Annotated in this window: 14 protein-coding genes; 4 read left to right on the top strand and 10 right to left on the bottom strand. The window is 67.6% G+C overall.

What is annotated here, in order from left to right; genetic code table 11:
- Positions 1-4: 4 nt before the first annotated feature.
- Both FIV50_RS11745 and FIV50_RS11740 read right to left on the bottom strand, forming a co-directional pair.
- A complete protein-coding gene (locus FIV50_RS11745; RefSeq protein ID WP_140037586.1) occupies positions 5-1,474 on the bottom strand; it encodes a sensor histidine kinase in 1,470 nt (489 codons plus the stop codon).
- Between the two features lie 26 nt (positions 1,475-1,500).
- The gene (locus FIV50_RS11740; protein ID WP_140037585.1) at positions 1,501-2,229 is read right to left on the bottom strand and encodes a response regulator transcription factor; all 729 of its coding nucleotides are present in this window, start codon (positions 2,227-2,229) and stop codon (positions 1,501-1,503) included.
- 164 nt (positions 2,230-2,393) lie between these two features.
- Between FIV50_RS11740 and FIV50_RS11735 the strand changes: the two genes are divergently transcribed.
- Together FIV50_RS11735 and FIV50_RS11730 are read left to right on the top strand one after the other, a co-directional pair.
- Positions 2,394-3,854: an ABC transporter permease gene (locus tag FIV50_RS11735; RefSeq protein ID WP_140037584.1), complete on the top strand. Its 1,461-nt coding sequence runs from the start codon at positions 2,394-2,396 to the stop codon at positions 3,852-3,854.
- A 35-nt stretch (positions 3,855-3,889) separates the two neighbouring features.
- Positions 3,890-4,615, top strand: a complete 726-nt coding sequence (locus FIV50_RS11730) for an ABC transporter ATP-binding protein (RefSeq protein ID WP_181164213.1) — start codon at positions 3,890-3,892, stop codon at positions 4,613-4,615.
- Positions 4,616-4,674: 59 nt separating this feature from the next.
- Here the strand turns inward: FIV50_RS11730 and gndA are convergent, their stop codons facing one another.
- Together gndA and FIV50_RS17910 are read right to left on the bottom strand one after the other, a co-directional pair.
- Positions 4,675-6,123 (bottom strand): NADP-dependent phosphogluconate dehydrogenase, encoded by a 1,449-nt coding sequence (gene gndA / locus FIV50_RS11725; RefSeq protein ID WP_140037583.1) that lies wholly within the window; start codon positions 6,121-6,123, stop codon positions 4,675-4,677.
- A 97-nt stretch (positions 6,124-6,220) separates the two neighbouring features.
- Positions 6,221-6,346: a hypothetical protein gene (locus FIV50_RS17910; protein WP_258184237.1), complete on the bottom strand. Its 126-nt coding sequence runs from the start codon at positions 6,344-6,346 to the stop codon at positions 6,221-6,223.
- A 221-nt stretch (positions 6,347-6,567) separates the two neighbouring features.
- Here FIV50_RS17910 and FIV50_RS11720 point away from each other — a divergent pair, with 221 nt between their 5' ends.
- Positions 6,568-7,176 carry a 50S ribosomal protein L25/general stress protein Ctc gene (locus tag FIV50_RS11720; RefSeq protein ID WP_140037582.1) on the top strand — a complete coding sequence of 203 codons (609 nt, stop codon included), beginning with the start codon at positions 6,568-6,570 and terminating at the stop codon, positions 7,174-7,176.
- Between the two features lie 119 nt (positions 7,177-7,295).
- Positions 7,296-7,877, top strand: a complete 582-nt coding sequence (pth, locus tag FIV50_RS11715; protein WP_140037581.1) for an aminoacyl-tRNA hydrolase — start codon at positions 7,296-7,298, stop codon at positions 7,875-7,877.
- A gap of 30 nt (positions 7,878-7,907) precedes the next feature.
- On the opposite strand, the gene FIV50_RS17685 is transcribed toward pth, so the two are convergent.
- From FIV50_RS17685 to sdhA, 6 genes are all read right to left on the bottom strand, one after another.
- On the bottom strand, positions 7,908-8,672 hold the full coding sequence (locus FIV50_RS17685) for a hypothetical protein (RefSeq protein WP_181164212.1): 765 nt from the start codon (positions 8,670-8,672) through the stop codon (positions 7,908-7,910).
- A 24-nt stretch (positions 8,673-8,696) separates the two neighbouring features.
- Positions 8,697-9,701 (bottom strand): tryptophan--tRNA ligase, encoded by a 1,005-nt coding sequence (trpS, locus tag FIV50_RS11705; RefSeq protein WP_140037580.1) that lies wholly within the window; start codon positions 9,699-9,701, stop codon positions 8,697-8,699.
- A 93-nt stretch (positions 9,702-9,794) separates the two neighbouring features.
- Positions 9,795-10,637, bottom strand: a complete 843-nt coding sequence (locus tag FIV50_RS11700) for an exodeoxyribonuclease III (protein WP_181164211.1) — start codon at positions 10,635-10,637, stop codon at positions 9,795-9,797.
- A gap of 10 nt (positions 10,638-10,647) precedes the next feature.
- Positions 10,648-11,853, bottom strand: a complete 1,206-nt coding sequence (locus tag FIV50_RS11695) for a YihY/virulence factor BrkB family protein (RefSeq protein ID WP_140037578.1) — start codon at positions 11,851-11,853, stop codon at positions 10,648-10,650.
- A 76-nt stretch (positions 11,854-11,929) separates the two neighbouring features.
- A complete protein-coding gene (locus FIV50_RS11690; RefSeq protein ID WP_140037577.1) occupies positions 11,930-12,697 on the bottom strand; it encodes a succinate dehydrogenase iron-sulfur subunit in 768 nt (255 codons plus the stop codon).
- Between the two features lie 2 nt (positions 12,698-12,699).
- Positions 12,700-14,526, bottom strand: coding sequence for a succinate dehydrogenase flavoprotein subunit (sdhA, locus tag FIV50_RS11685; protein WP_140037576.1), 1,827 nt, complete (start codon positions 14,524-14,526; stop codon positions 12,700-12,702).
- Positions 14,527-14,533 lie beyond the last annotated feature (7 nt).

Genomic DNA, 14,533 nt, shown 5'->3' with positions numbered 1-14,533 from the left:
GACCTCAGTCGGCTGATGGGGCCGGGCTCAGGGGGAGTCGTACGGTGAACGTCGTGTCGCCGGGTTCGCTGGCGACGGTGAGGTGGCCGCCGTGACCCTCGACGATCGCCTTCGCGATGGCGAGCCCGAGGCCGGTGCCGCCGGTCTGACGGGCGCGCGAGCTGTCGCCACGGGCGAACCGGGCGAAGAGTTCATCGCGCACGCCGGGGTCGATACCGGGTCCGTCGTCGTGCACCCGCAGCACCGCCTCATCGCCCTCGCGGGTCACGCTGAGGGTGATCGAGGTGCCCGCGGGTGTGTGCGTCCGGGCATTGGCGAGGAGGTTCGCGACGACCTGATGCATCCGCCCCGCGTCGCCGACGATGACGATCGGCTCGTCAGGAGCCTCGATGTTCCAGTGATGGTCTGCCGCGGTCGGACGCGCGTCGGAGAGGCCCTCGAGCGCGAGCTGCGTCAGATCGACGGTGCCGTAGACCAACTCGCGTCCCTCATCGAGACGAGCGAGCAGCAGCAGGTCCTCGACGAGGCGCGTCATGCGCAGCGACTGGGCCTGGATGCGTTCGAGCGACGTGGTGGTGCTCTCGATGGCCGCCTCGCCGCCCTGCTGCTTCAGCGCGCGCAGCGAGAGCTCGGAGTACCCGCGGATCGACGACAGCGGGGTGCGCAGCTCGTGGCTCGCATCGGCGACGAAGCGCCGCATCCGCTCCTCGTTCTTCTGCCTCGACGCAAGAGAGTCGTTGACGTGGTCGAGAAGCTTGTTCAGAGACGAACCGACCAGACCGGTCTCCGTGCGCGGATCGGCCTCGGACGCCGGAACGCGTTCGGTGATCTGCACCTCCCCACGGTCGAGCGGCTGGTTTGCGACGCGCGTGGCGGTCGCCGCGACGGCGCGCAGCGGCCTCAGCCCCACGCGGATCGTGATGGCGGTCGTGAGGGCAAGGAGGATCAGACCGCCGATCGTCGCGAGGGCGATCACGGTGAGCAGCGTCGCGAGCTGATTCTGGATCTCGGTGCGGGGCAGGCCCGTCACGACGTTGACGCCGTTCGGGGCCTGTTGCACGACGACGAGGTAGGAGCCGAAGTCTTCCAGGGTCACCGTGCCGCTCGCGCGGCCTCCCAGCGCCGAGTTGATCCGATCGAGGTCGCTGCTGGTCAGTGGCTGCGAGACTCCGCTCAATTCGCCTTTCGTATCGGGGAACACGACGCCACTGGTGCCTCCCTCGGTGCTGGACACTGCCAGAAGGATTCCGGGAACACCGGGGTTTCTTTCGGCGAGGACGGTGTCGATGTCTGCGAACTGGGCTGGCACTTGGCTGACCCACTTGGTCACCTGCACCGAGTAGCTGTTCAGGCGCACTTCGAGCTGTCGCTCGAGCGTCCCGCCGAGCAGAGCACTGGTGATCACCGCGACGATCACGAGGATGAGCGAGACGAATCCGATCACGGCCGTCATCAGCCGTGTCTGCAGACTCATCGGTCGCCGAGCCATCCCCGTCTGGCTCACTGAGGCGCCTTGATCATGTAGCCGACACCTCGCACCGTGTGCAGCAGCGGGGTGCGTCCGGCGTCGATCTTCTTGCGCAGGTACGAGATGTAGAGTTCGACCACCGACGACTTGCCGCCGAAGTCGTAGCTCCACACCCGATCGAGGATCTGCGCCTTCGACAGCACTCGTCGCTCGTTGCGCATGAGGTAGCGGAGCAGCTCGAATTCGGTCGCGGTCAGCTCGATCTCGGTGCCGTCCCGCATCACCTCGTGGCTGTCCTCGTTGAGGGTGAGGTCGGCGACGCGGAGGATCGACTGGCCGTCGTCGGCTGTCGCGTGACCGGTGCGACGGATGATCGCGCGCAGTCGGGCGATCACCTCTTCGAGGCTGAAGGGCTTCGTGACGTAGTCGTCCCCGCCGGCGGTGAGACCGGCGACCCGGTCGCCCACGGCATCCTTCGCGGTCAGGAAGAGAACGGGGACGAGGCTGCCGGACTCGCGGAGCCGGCGCAGCACGGCCATGCCGTCGAGGTCGGGCATCATGATGTCGAGCACGAGTGCGTCCGGTTCGAACTCGCGAGCGACCTGCAGCGCCTCGAGGCCGGATGATGCGGTGCGCACCTCCCAGCCCTCCATCCGCAGGGCCATCGCGAGCAGATCGGTGAGCATCTGCTCGTCGTCGACGGCGAGGATGCGCAGGGGAGAGCCGTCGGGGCGGCGCAGTTCGGGAAGGTCGGAGCTCATGAGTACATTCTGCGGAATCACCTATGGGGTTTCTATGGAGAGCGCTATGCGTGGGCTGTGAGATCTGCCGGCCATAGCCTTCTCATCACTCCTCCCTCGATCTCGCAAAAGTCCCCTCCCTAGCGTCATCATCGGCCCGCGAACGGCGCGGCGGAAGGAGACACATGTACGGGACATATCTGCGGCGCGAGTTGGCTGGCCGCAAGAGACAGACGATGATCGTCGCGATCGGGCTCGCCATCGCGATCGCCCTGGTCATCATCGTCAATGCCCTCACCGCGGGAGTGCGTGACGCGCAGGCCCAGGCGCTGGAGTCGGTCTACGGCGTCGGCACCGACCTCACGGTCACGGGTGCCGCGGCTGAGCCGGGGGAGGGCGGCGGTCAGCGCTTCGACTTCGGATCGGAGGACGGATCGACCGAAGGAGACACGACGACGCTGAGTCAGTCGACCCTGATGACGGACTTCATGCGCGGAACGCTCGACGCGTCCGTGCTCGACACCGTCACGGCGACGGAGGACGTGACGGCGGCATCCGCTGCCCTCAGCCTCACGAACTCGACCTTCTCGGGGGAGCTGCCCAGCGGCGGCTTCGGAGCGCAGGACGGGACCACTGAAGGCGCCGCCCCCACCGAGGGCGACGCACCGCCCCAGGGTGGCGCCGGCGGAGGCTCGTTCGGCGTCGACTCGTTCACGGTGCTCGGCATCGATCCTGCCGTGACGTCAGTGGGTCCGCTCGCCTCGGTCGAGATCAGCGACGGCCGAGCTCTCGACAGCGATGACGCGGGTGCGCTCGTCGCGCTCGTCGACGCCACCTACGCGAGCACGAACGAAATCGCCGTCGGCGGCACGATCGATGTCGCCGGTTCCGACGTCGAGGTCGTCGGCATCGTGGTGTCCATCTCAGATTCCGCCGACACCGCGGCCAACGTCTACCTGCCCCTCGACACGGCCCAGGAGCTCTCGGGCGCCGGCGACGTCGTCTCCACCGTCTACGTGCAGGCCGAGTCGGCAGCGTCCATCGACGCCGTGCAGACAGCACTCGCCGACGAGCTTCCCGATGCCACGATCACGTCGCAGTCCGAGCTCGCATCGACCGTCTCAGGGTCTCTGTCGAGCGCGACCTCGCTGATCACGAACCTCGGCACCTGGCTGTCGATCATCGTGCTCGCGGTCGCCGTGCTGCTCTCGGTGCTGCTGACACTCTCAGGAGTCTCGCGTCGCACCCGCGAGTTCGGCACCCTCAAGGCGATCGGCTGGTCGAACGGACGGGTCGTGCGTCAGGTCGCAGGCGAGTCGATGGTGCAGGGCCTGATCGGGGGAGCGGTCGGACTCGTGCTCGGAATCGCCGGCATCGTCATCATCAACCTCGTGAAGCCGACGGTCGCCGCGGCGGAAGCGGGGGGATCCGAAGCGGGCCCCGGCGGCATGAGCGGTGGTCCGGCTGGCGGCGGCATGTTCCAGACACAGCAGGCGGCAGACATCGTGCTGCAGGCGCCGTTCACGCCGTGGGTGCTCATCGCCGCGGTCGGCCTGGCCGTGCTCGGAGGCCTCGTGGCCGGAGCGTTCGGCGGCTGGCGTGCCGCGCGACTCAGCCCCGCCGAGGCACTGCGTTCCGTCGCCTGACCAACACCGGATATCACAGATTAGGAGAGATCATCATGACCATCGCAGACATCGCCCCCACGGCGAATGGCACGGATGCCACGGCACCGATATACCGCGCACAGGACGTCACTCGCACATACCGGCAGAAAGGGCGGACGGTCAAGGCGCTCACCGGCGTCGATCTCACGATCAACCCCGGCGAGTTCGTCACGATCCAGGGGCCGACCGGGGGAGGCAAATCGACCCTGCTGCAGCTGCTCGGCGCGCTCGACAAGCCGTCGACGGGGTCACTGAAGCTCGGCGACATCGAGCTCGCCTCCGCATCCGCTCGTGAGCTCACTCGCATCCGGGCCGAGGAGATCGGCTTCGTCTTCCAGGGGTTCAATCTGATCCCCACACTCACCGCGGCCGAGAACGTGAACATGGCTCTCGAGCCGACCTCGCTGAGCCGCACCGAACGGTTGACCCGCGTGGCTCAGGCACTCGCCCACGTCGGCCTCGACGACCGCGGCGACCATCTGCCGACCGAGCTCTCGGGCGGCCAGCAGCAGCGCGTGGCGATCGCCAGGGCGATCGTGAAGCGGCCCCGGGTGTTGCTGGCCGACGAGCCGACCGGCAACCTCGACGAGAGCATGCGCGACGAGATCCTCACGCTGCTCGAAGGGCTGTGCGCCGAGGGCATCACCATGGTCGTCGTCACGCACGACTCGGCGGTGGCTCGCAGGGCGACCAGGCGGCTGCGGCTCGCGAAGGGGACGGTGCAGGACATCACCAGGTGAAACGCGAAGAAGGCCCCGGCGACACTCGCCGGGGCCTTCTTCGCTGTCTCAGACAGCGCTCAGTGCGTGTCTTCGGCTTCGATCTCGGTGCGGTCGCCAGACCACTGCGTGTGGAACGTGCCCGGCTTGTCGATGCGCTTGTACGTGTGCGCGCCGAAGAAGTCACGCTGTCCCTGCACAAGTGCGGCCGGGAGGCGATCGGCGCGGATGCCGTCGTAGTACGACAGCGACGACGAGAACGCCGGAGCGGGGATGCCGGCCTGAGCGGCGCTCACGACGACACGGCGCCACGAGGCCTGGCCGCGGGTGAGGGCCTCGGCGAAGTACGGGGCCGTCATCAGCACGGGCAGGTCGGGGGTCTCTGCATACGCGTCTGCGATGCGGTTGAGGAACTGCGCGCGGATGATGCAGCCGCCGCGCCAGATCTTGCTGATCGCGCCGAGGTCGATGTTCCAGCCGTACTCCGCTGCACCGGCGCGGATCTCGTCGAAGCCCTGCGAGTACGCGACGATCTTCGACGCGTAGAGCGCAAGACGGACGTCCTCGATGAACGCGGCCTCGTCGGTGACGACGAACTCCTCGTCGGGGCCGGGGAGCGCGCCCGCGACCTCGCGCTGCTCGGGGTGCGACGACAGCGAGCGGGCGAAGGTGGCCTCGGCGATGCCCGACACCGGCACGCCGAGCGAGAGGGCGGTCTGCACGGTCCAGGCGCCGGTGCCCTTGGCGCCGGCCTGGTCGAGGATGACGTCGACGAGCGGCTTGCCGGTCTCGGCATCCACCTGGCGCAGCACCTCTGCGGTGATCTCGATCAGGTACGACTCGAGCTCGCCCTTGTTCCACTCCGCGAAGATCTCGGCGATCTCGGCGGGGGACTTGCCCGTGCCGCGGCGGATGAGGTCATAGGCCTCGGCGATCAGCTGCATGTCGGCATACTCGATGCCGTTGTGCACCATCTTCACGAAGTGCCCTGCGCCGTCGTGGCCGACGTGCGTGACGCAGGCCTCGCCCTCGGCGATCGCGGCGATCGACTTCAGGATCGGGCCGAGGGTGATCCACGACTCGTCCGAGCCACCGGGCATGATCGACGGGCCCGTGAGTGCACCCTCTTCGCCGCCGGAGATACCGGCGCCGACGAAGTTGATGCCCGTCTCGCGGACGGCCTTCTCGCGGCGGATCGTGTCGGGGAAGTACGCGTTGCCACCGTCGACGATGATGTCGCCCGGCTCGAAGACCTCGACGAGCGAGTCGATCACGGCGTCGGTCGGGCCGCCCGCCTTGACCATGATGATCGCGGTGCGCGGCCTCTGCAGCGAGTCGGCGAACTCCTGGTAGGTCTTGGCAGCGATGAAGCCTGCCTCAGGGTGCTCGGAGACGAGTGTCTCGGTCTTCTCGTAGCTGCGGTTGAAGATCGCCACCGTGTTGCCCTCGCGGCTGGCGAGGTTGCGGGCGAGGTTCGAACCCATGACGGCGAGTCCGACGACTCCGATGTTCGCTGATGCTTCGGGCACAGATGGCTCCTAGATCGAGAAGAAGGGGATGCTCTCAGATTATCGCGGCGTCCGGGGTGGTGCTCCCGCGTGACGGGAGGTGTCGGACGCGAGGAGGTCAGTCCTTGCGGTACCCGGAGCGCCCGAGCGAGAACAGTGCCGCGAAGGTGAGGCCGGCGGCGCACACGGTCATCGCGCCGATGAGCCAGGCGATCGCGTGGGAGAAGAAGACGCCGTCGAGCATGAGGGAACTCCGTGTTCTGCAGAGAGGGATCGGTGTTCTCAGCCTACCGGCTCATCCGGTACCATGAGAGGAGTACCTCGGCGAGGGATGCTTCTGCGCGTGCGCTGGCATCCGTTATCGACGCGGCGAAGCAAGCCGGTGGCTTTCCTCACGTGTCTGCGTTCGAGAACAATTCCAAGACCACCGCGTAGCTGTCGCTGCGTGCCCCGAAGGAGAACCCCATGTCTGAAGACACCAAGGTCAAGGCCGAGCTCCGCGAGAGCTTCGGCAAGGGCTTCGCCCGTCGTCTGCGCGCCGCAGGCAAGATCCCCGCCGTCATCTACGGCCACGGCACCGACCCCGTGCACGTCGCACTGCCCGGCCACCAGGTCTCGCTCATCATCCGCCGCGCGAACGCGCTGCTCGAGCTCGACATCGACGGTAAGGACCAGCTCGCCCTCGTCAAGGACGTCCAGCGCGACCCGGTGCACCAGATCATCGAGCACATCGACCTGCTGGTCGTCCGCAAGGGCGAGAAGGTCACGATCGACGTTCCCGTCATCGTCACCGGCGAGCCTGCCCCCGGCACGATCGTCAACCAGGACGCGAACACGATCTCGATCGAGGCAGAGGCCACGCACCTGCCGCAGAACGTCGAGGTCTCGGTCGAGGGTCTCGAGGAGGGCGCGCACATCACCGCCGCCGACGTCAAGCTCCCCAAGGGCTCGACGCTGCTGACCGACCCCGAGGTGCTCGTCGTCGCGATCTCGATCCCGGCTGAGGAGTCGCTCGGCGAGGACGAGGCCGGAGCCGACGAGGCTTCCGTCGAAGAGGCTCCCGCCGCGGAGTGATCTCCGCAGGCGCAGCGCACAGCTGACTGCATCACAGAGGGGGCGCGAGCACATCGCGCCCCCTCTGTCGTATCCTGACCCGGGCACCGCGAAGGGCCCGCATGCGAGAGGACGACCACATGGCATCCACCTGGCTCGTGGTGGGGCTCGGCAACCCCGGCCCGCGATACGCGGATACGCGTCACAACATCGGCCAGATGGTCGTCGACGAGATCGCCTCGCGGCGCGGCGAGAGCTTTCGCGAGCACAAGGGCGGGGCTCGTGTCGTCGAGACCTGGTTGCGCCCAGGCGGCGACAAGCTCGTGCTCGCCAAACCGAACACGTTCATGAACGTCTCCGGCACGCCGGTCGCCGCCCTGGCCCGGTTCTACTCGGTGCCGCCCGAGCAGATCATCGTCGTCCACGATGAGCTCGACATCCCGTTCGACACCGTCAAGCTCAAGATCGGCGGAGGCCACGGCGGACACAACGGCGTGCGAGACATCGCCCGTGCGATCACCACGCCGGCGTTCCCGCGGGTGCGGGTCGGCATCGGTCGTCCGGTGGGTCGACAGGATCCTGCCGACTGGGTGCTGTCGCCGTTCGGCAAGGATGAGCGCGCGAACCTGCCCATCCTCGTGTCGGATGCGGCGGACGCGGTCGAGCTGCTCGTCGAGGACGGGCTGCTCGCCGCTCAGCAGAAGCACCACGCTCCCCGCTGACCTCGGCGAGGTGCCGACGTCGCGGCGCTGTTACGGCAGGAAGCCGGTCGCTGTGCCGGTAGACAGGGTCACCAGCAGCACGACCCAGAAGATGATCGGGCCGAGCACTGCGACGACGAGCGCCGTGATGCCCGCGCCGCGCGCCTGCTTCTTGCGAATCGCGATGATGCCGATGACGATGGCCGCGATGCCGAGGATGGTTCCCGTCCAGAACGAGATCTCGGCCCACAGCACCTGATCCCGCGCGGGAGCGAGGATCGACAGGAAGTCGGGATCGGTCGTGTCGAGACCGCCTGGAAGACGACGGCCGATCTCGAACCCCGCGACTCCGGCGACGATCGGCGTGACGACAGCGGCCACGATCGCGAGGATCAGCGCCAGGATTCCCAGCATTCCGGACTTCTTCTCTCCGGTGGCCGGTGCCTGGTAAGCGCCTGCGGGCGCCGTGTAGCCGCCGACCGGAACCTGATAGGCGCCGGGAGGAGCCGCCTGGTAGGTCGGCGCACCGGGCTGCTGACCCGCGAGATGCGGGTACACGGGTGCTCCCGTCGGTGCCGGGTACGCGGGTGCGGGCTGACCGGCTGGAACCGCGGGCGGAGCGCTCTGGTACGCGGGCGGAGCGCCCTGGTACGCGGGCGGTGCCGGGGGCGTCGCATACGAAGGCGGTGCGGGCGGCGCCGGCGGTGCGGGCGGTGACGACAGGGGCGAAGCGAACTGCGGCTGCTCGTCGTCCGGACGGGGCACGGGAGGCACAGGAGGGACGGCACCGGACGGGGGCTGCTGCGGATCAGTCACGCCCCCATCCTATGGCTGTCGAGGTCAGACGCGACGAAGCAGTCCGACCCGGTCGTAGACCGCTCCGAGGGTGGCGTCGGCCACGGCATCCGCGCGTGCGGCGTTCTGCGCGAGGATCCGATCGAGCTCGGCGGGATCGTCGAGAAGCTCGAGTGCGCGGGCACGCACGGGCTCGAACTCGTTCACGACGACTTCGGCGAGCCCCTTCTTGAAGTCACCGTAGCCGCGGCCCGCATACTCGTCTTCGATCGCGGGAACCTGTCGTCCCGAGAGCGCTGCGTAGATGGTCAGCAGGTTGGAGACGCCGGGCTTGTTCTCGCGATCGAAGCGCACCGAGCCTTCGTTGTCGGTCACCGCGCGCATGATCTTCTTCGCCGACTTCGCCGGGTCGTCGAGCATCCACAGCACGCCCGCGTCGCTCTCTGCCGACTTCGACATCTTCGACGTCGGGTTCTGCAGGTCGTAGATGCGCGCCGTGTCTTTCTGGATCACGGGCCTGGGCACGGCGAACGTCTCTCCGAACCGGGAGTTGAAGCGCTCGGCGAGATCGCGCGTCAGCTCGACGTGCTGCTTCTGGTCGTCGCCGACAGGCACGACATCGGTCTGGTACAGCAGGATGTCGGCGGCCATCAGCACCGGATACGTGAACAGACCCACGCTCGTGGCGTCGGCGCCGTACCGCGAAGACTTGTCTTTGAACTGCGTCATGCGGCCGGCCTCGCCGAAACCGGTGATCGTCGACAGGACCCAGGCGAGCTCTGCGTGCGCGCGGACGTGCGACTGCACGTACAACGTCGACAGCGAGGGCTCGATGCCCGCGGCGATGTACTGGGCAGCGGTGCGACGGGTCTTCTCACGCAGCTCTGCCGGGTCCTGCGCGACCGTGAGCGCATGCAGGTCGACGACCGAGAAGTACGCGTCGTAGGAACTCTGCAGGTCACGCCACTGCAGGAGCGCTCCGATGTAGTTGCCGATCTGCAGAGAGTCGGCGGAGGGCTGCATTCCTGAGTAGAGGCGTGGTTTCGTCACGGTATCAATCCTATGGGGGTGGTGGTCAGCGGGCTGATCGTCGCTCTCGTCACGGCCTGATTGCGGGGCCGCGGGCCGCCGACGTGCCCGGGATCAGTAGGTGTAGTCGACCACGACCGGAGCGTGGTCGCTCCAGCGCTGGTCGTAAGCCGCCGCACGGGCGACGTGGTAGGCGGTGGCTCGTTCCGCAAGCGCCGGGGTCGCCAGGTGGTAGTCGATCCGCCATCCGGAATCGTTGTCGAACGCCTGGCCGCGCATCGACCACCAGGTGTACGGGCCGTCGACCTCGCCGTGAAAGGCGCGCCCGACGTCGACCCAGCCGAGACCGGTACCCGTGGAGCCGTCGACGCCCTCGACCGTCTCGCCCGCTGCTCCGAGGAAGCGGTCGAAGTACGCGCGTTCGCGGGGGAGGAAACCGGCCTTCTTGCGGTTGCCGCGCCAGTTCTTGATGTCGAGTTCGCGATGGCCGACATTCAGGTCACCGGTGACCAGGGCGAGTTCGCCGTCAGTGCCGCCGAGCTCCGCGAGCCGCAGGCCGAACGCGTCGAGGAACTTCCACTTCTCCTCCTGCTTCGGGGTGTCGGCCTCGCCGCTGTGCACGTAGGCACTGACCACCGTGAGCGGGCGGTCTCCGATCAGGAAGTCGGCCTCGATCCAGCGCCCCTTCGAATCGAAGTCGTCGTCGCCGAAGTCGGTGCGCGAGGCGAGGGCCGGGATGCGGCTCGCGATCGCCACCCCGGCGCGGCCCTTGGCCGTGGCTTCGTCGTGCACGAACGTCCAACCCGGAAGTGCGGCCTCGAGGTGCTCGTCCTGCCCGCGGACCTCCTGCAGCGTCAGGATGTCGACGTCGGCGGCGTCGAGCCAGCTGCTCATGCCGTTGCGAGCCGCCGCTCGGATTCCGTTGACATTGACCGAGGCGATACGCAGATGAGGCATGCTCACCAGCCTAACGAGGGCCGCCGACATCCTTGGACGGACGCTGCAGCTCGGCCAGCAGCCGCTGGGCAAAGGCTGAGCTCGCATCGACGGGCGGGGGAGCGGAGGCCTCCAGCTCGGCGAGCGCCTGCTCCGCCGCCTGCACGGCTCTGGCGGCGGCCCAGGTGCGATACCACGGGGCCGTCTCGCGAGCCTCTCGCGCTTCGCGCGCACGAATGCGGGCTGCGGCCACCAGGGTCTGGTGCTCGGCCGCTCGCCGCTCCGCGTCGGACTGCGCCAACAGCGGCAGGTCACGGTCCTTCGCCGCGACGGCGATCCACGAGGAGGCGACCAGCATCACCACGCCGTTGACGCGGAACCACAGCAGGAGGCCGATGAAGATCGCGAACGTGGCAAGCAGGGGATTCGTCGGCGTGTAGCTCAGCAGGTATCCCGCACCGAACTGGAGGATCGTCATCGCCCCGCCGCCGAGAAGCGCGCCCGGCCAGATCGTGCTCCAATGCAGGGATGTGCCGGTGAGGAAGCGCACCATCGCCGCGAGTGCACCCGACAGCAGCGCGAAGGACACCAGCACCGTGCCGATCCGGATGCTGGTGAGGCCGTCGAGGGCGGATCCCCACCCGATCAGGCTCAGGATCCAGCTCAGTGCTACCGCGCTGGCGGAGCTGAGCAGGGAACCGGCGAGCAGCGATGCTCCGAAGATCAGAGCGGCGAGCAGATCCCGCGCCTTCAGGATGACGTAGCTGCGGCGGTCAGGCGGCAGGCCGAAGATGTCGCGCGTCGCTCGCCGCGAGAACGTCACCCAGCCGATGGCCGTCCAGATCACGGTTCCGAGCGCGATCAGACCGGTGATGCTGAGCAGCCCGGTCGTGCTGACCGCGATCTCCTGCACCTGTTGCGGGGTGAACACCCCGCCCTCGTCCTGGATCAGGTTGGGGATGTAGCTGTTGATGATGTCGATCATGCCGTCGACCGCTTCGGTGCTGCCTCCGAGCCAGAGGCCGGCGATGGCGAAGGCGAGATAGATCGCCGCGAAGATCGCGAACAGGGCCTGGTAGCTGACGCCCGCGGCGAGGAGGAACCCGTTGTGCTGCAGGAAATGCCGCCACACGCGCACGGGGAACAGCCCGAGCGTGCGCTGGGTCAGTGCGGTGGCCCGTTCCACGGCCGCGTCGAGGCGGCGGGGCTCGCTTTCAGCGCCAGCGGGATCAGACACATCCTCACCCTATCCACAGACGGAGAACGGGCGGACTCCGTGAAGGAGTCCGCCCGTCGTCGTCAGCGCGAGAGAGTCAGGGACGACCGCGCAGCACAGCCTGCTTGACCTCGGCGATGGCCTTGGTGACCTCGATGCCGCGGGGGCATGCCTCGGAGCAGTTGAAGGTCGTGCGGCAGCGCCACACTCCCTCCTTGTCGTTCAGGATGTCGAGGCGAACCGCGGCGTTGTCATCGCGGGAGTCGAAGATGAAGCGGTGCGCGTTCACGATCGCCGCCGGGCCGAAGTACTGTCCGTCGGTCCAGAAGACGGGGCACGACGAGGTGCACGCGGCGCACAGGATGCACTTGGTCGTGTCGTCGAAGATCTCTCGATCGGCGATCGACTGGACCCGCTCCTTGCCCTTCTCCGGCACGGAGTTCGCGACGAGGAACGGCTGCACCTCGCGGTACGACGCGAAGAACGGCTCCATGTCGACGACGAGGTCCTTCTCGAGGGGCAGGCCCTTGATCGCCTCGACGTAGATCGGCTTCGAGATGTCGAGGTCCTTGATCAGCGTCTTGCAGGCCAGGCGGTTGCGGCCGTTGATGCGCATGGCGTCAGAGCCGCAGATGCCGTGGGCGCACGAGCGGCGGAAGGTCAGCGAGCCGTCGACCTCCCACTTGATCTTGTGCAGCGCGTCGAGCACGCGGTCGGTCGAGTAGAGCTCCACGTCGTAGTCGACCCAGTGCGGCTCGGAGTCGACCTCGGGGTCGAAGCGGCGGATGTTGAAGGTGACGATGAACGACTGGATGCCCGTCTCCTGCGTCGTGTCCGCGGGAGCTTCTGCGATGGCGTTCGACATGCTCAGTACTTCCTCTCCATCGGCGGGTAGTTCAACTCGCCCTGCTCGTTCTTCGTGAACACGACCGGCTTCCAGTCGAGCTTGATGTGATCGCTCGGAGTGGAGGAGTGCGGATCGCCCGTGAGATAGGCCATCGTGTGCTGCATGTACTTCTCGTCATTGCGAGTGGGGAAGTCGTCGCGCATGTGGCCGCCGCGGCTCTCCTCGCGGTTCTGCGCGGCGTAGACGACGACCTCGGCGATGTCGAGCAGGAACCCCAGCTCGACGGCCTCGAGCAGGTCGGTGTTGAACCGCTTGCCCTTGTCGTCGACGTGCACGTTCATGTACCGGTCGCGCAGCTCCTTGATGACACCGAGCACGTGCTCCAGCGACTCGTGCGTGCGGAAGACCTGCGCGCCCTTGTCCATCTCGTCCTGCAGCGCCTTGCGGAGCACGGCGATGCGCTCGGTGCCCTGGTTGTTGCGCAGGCCTTCGAGCATGTCGGAGACGAACCCGGCGGGGTTCTCAGGCAGCGGCACGAACTCGGCGGTCTTGACGTACTCCACCGCGTTGCGGCCTGCGCGCTTGCCGAACACGTTGATGTCCAGAAGCGAGTTGGTGCCGAGACGGTTGGCGCCGTGCACCGAGACGCAGGCGCACTCGCCGGCGGCGTAGAGACCCGGGACGACCGTGGTGTTGTCGGCGAGAACCTCTGCGTCGTTGTTCGTGGGGATGCCGCCCATCGCGTAGTGCGCAGTAGGCATCACCGGCACGGGCTCGACGACCGGGTCGACGCCCAGGTACGTGCGAGCGAACTCCGTGATGTCCGGAAGCTTGGTCTCGAGCACCTCGGCACCCAGGTGCGTGCAGTCCAGCAGCACGTAGTCCTTGTGCGGACCGGCGCCGCGGCCTTCGGCCACCTCCTGCACCATGCAGCGGGCGACGATGTCGCGAGGCGCGAGGTCCTTGATGGTCGGGGCGTAGCGCTCCATGAAGCGCTCGCCCGAGGCGTTGCGCAGGATGGCTCCCTCGCCGCGAGCGCCCTCGGTGAGGAGGATGCCGAGTCCGGCGAGGCCGGTCGGGTGGAACTGGAAGAACTCGAGGTCCTCGAGGGGGAGGCCCTTGCGCCAGACGATGCCGACACCGTCACCCGTGAGGGTGTGCGCGTTCGAGGTCGTCTTGAAGATCTTGCCGAAGCCGCCGGTCGCGAAGATCACGGCCTTGGCCTGGAACACGTGCAGCTCACCCGTGGACAGGTCGTAGGCGACGACGCCCGAGACCTGGGTCTTGCCGTCGGCATCCTTCACCGTGAGCAGGTCGAGCACGTAGAACTCGTTGAAGAAGTTGATGCCGAGCTTGACGCAGTTCTGGAAGAGCGTCTGGAGGATCATGTGGCCGGTGCGGTCGGCGGCGTAGCATGCGCGGCGCACCGGGGTCTTGCCGTGCTCGGCGGTGTGGCCGCCGAATCGACGCTGGTCGATCTTCCCCTCGGGCGTGCGGTTGAAGGGCAGACCCATGTTCTCGAGGTCGATGACCGCGTCGATCGCCTCCTTGGCGAGGATCTCCGCAGCATCCTGGTCGACCAGATAGTCGCCACCCTTGACGGTGTCGAAGGTGTGCCACTCCCAGCTGTCCTCCTCGACGTTCGCGAGTGCAGCCGCCATGCCTCCCTGAGCCGCACCGGTGTGCGAACGCGTCGGGTAGAGCTTGGAGATGACCGCGGTCTTCGCGCCGGAGCCCGCCTCGATGGCGGCTCGCATGCCGGCGCCGCCGGCGCCCACGATGACGATGTCGAACTGGTGGTAGTGCACGCCGTCGCGCACGACGGAATCCTGGGTCTCGGTAGTCACTTCTCGT

Origin of the sequence: Microbacterium foliorum, assembly GCF_006385575.1 — a bacterium.
Taxonomy (GTDB): Bacteria; Actinomycetota; Actinomycetes; order Actinomycetales; family Microbacteriaceae; genus Microbacterium; species Microbacterium foliorum_B.
Note: the sequence above shows the minus strand (reverse complement) of the source record. Positions and strands in the feature narration are given on the sequence as shown.

Bases quoted from the DNA above. Each gene is read 5' to 3' on its own strand.
- FIV50_RS11745 (WP_140037586.1), bottom strand. From the start codon at position 1,474: ATGAGTCTGCAGACACGGCTGATGACGGCCGTGATCGGATTCGTCTCG.
- FIV50_RS11740 (WP_140037585.1), bottom strand. From the start codon at position 2,229: ATGAGCTCCGACCTTCCCGAACTGCGCCGCCCCGACGGCTCTCCCCTG.
- FIV50_RS11735 (WP_140037584.1), top strand. From the start codon at position 2,394: ATGTACGGGACATATCTGCGGCGCGAGTTGGCTGGCCGCAAGAGACAG.
- FIV50_RS11730 (WP_181164213.1), top strand. From the start codon at position 3,890: ATGACCATCGCAGACATCGCCCCCACGGCGAATGGCACGGATGCCACG.
- FIV50_RS17910 (WP_258184237.1), bottom strand. From the start codon at position 6,346: ATGCTCGACGGCGTCTTCTTCTCCCACGCGATCGCCTGGCTCATCGGC.
- FIV50_RS11720 (WP_140037582.1), top strand. From the start codon at position 6,568: ATGTCTGAAGACACCAAGGTCAAGGCCGAGCTCCGCGAGAGCTTCGGC.
- pth (WP_140037581.1), top strand. From the start codon at position 7,296: ATGGCATCCACCTGGCTCGTGGTGGGGCTCGGCAACCCCGGCCCGCGA.
- FIV50_RS11700 (WP_181164211.1), bottom strand. From the start codon at position 10,637: ATGCCTCATCTGCGTATCGCCTCGGTCAATGTCAACGGAATCCGAGCG.
- FIV50_RS11690 (WP_140037577.1), bottom strand. From the start codon at position 12,697: ATGTCGAACGCCATCGCAGAAGCTCCCGCGGACACGACGCAGGAGACG.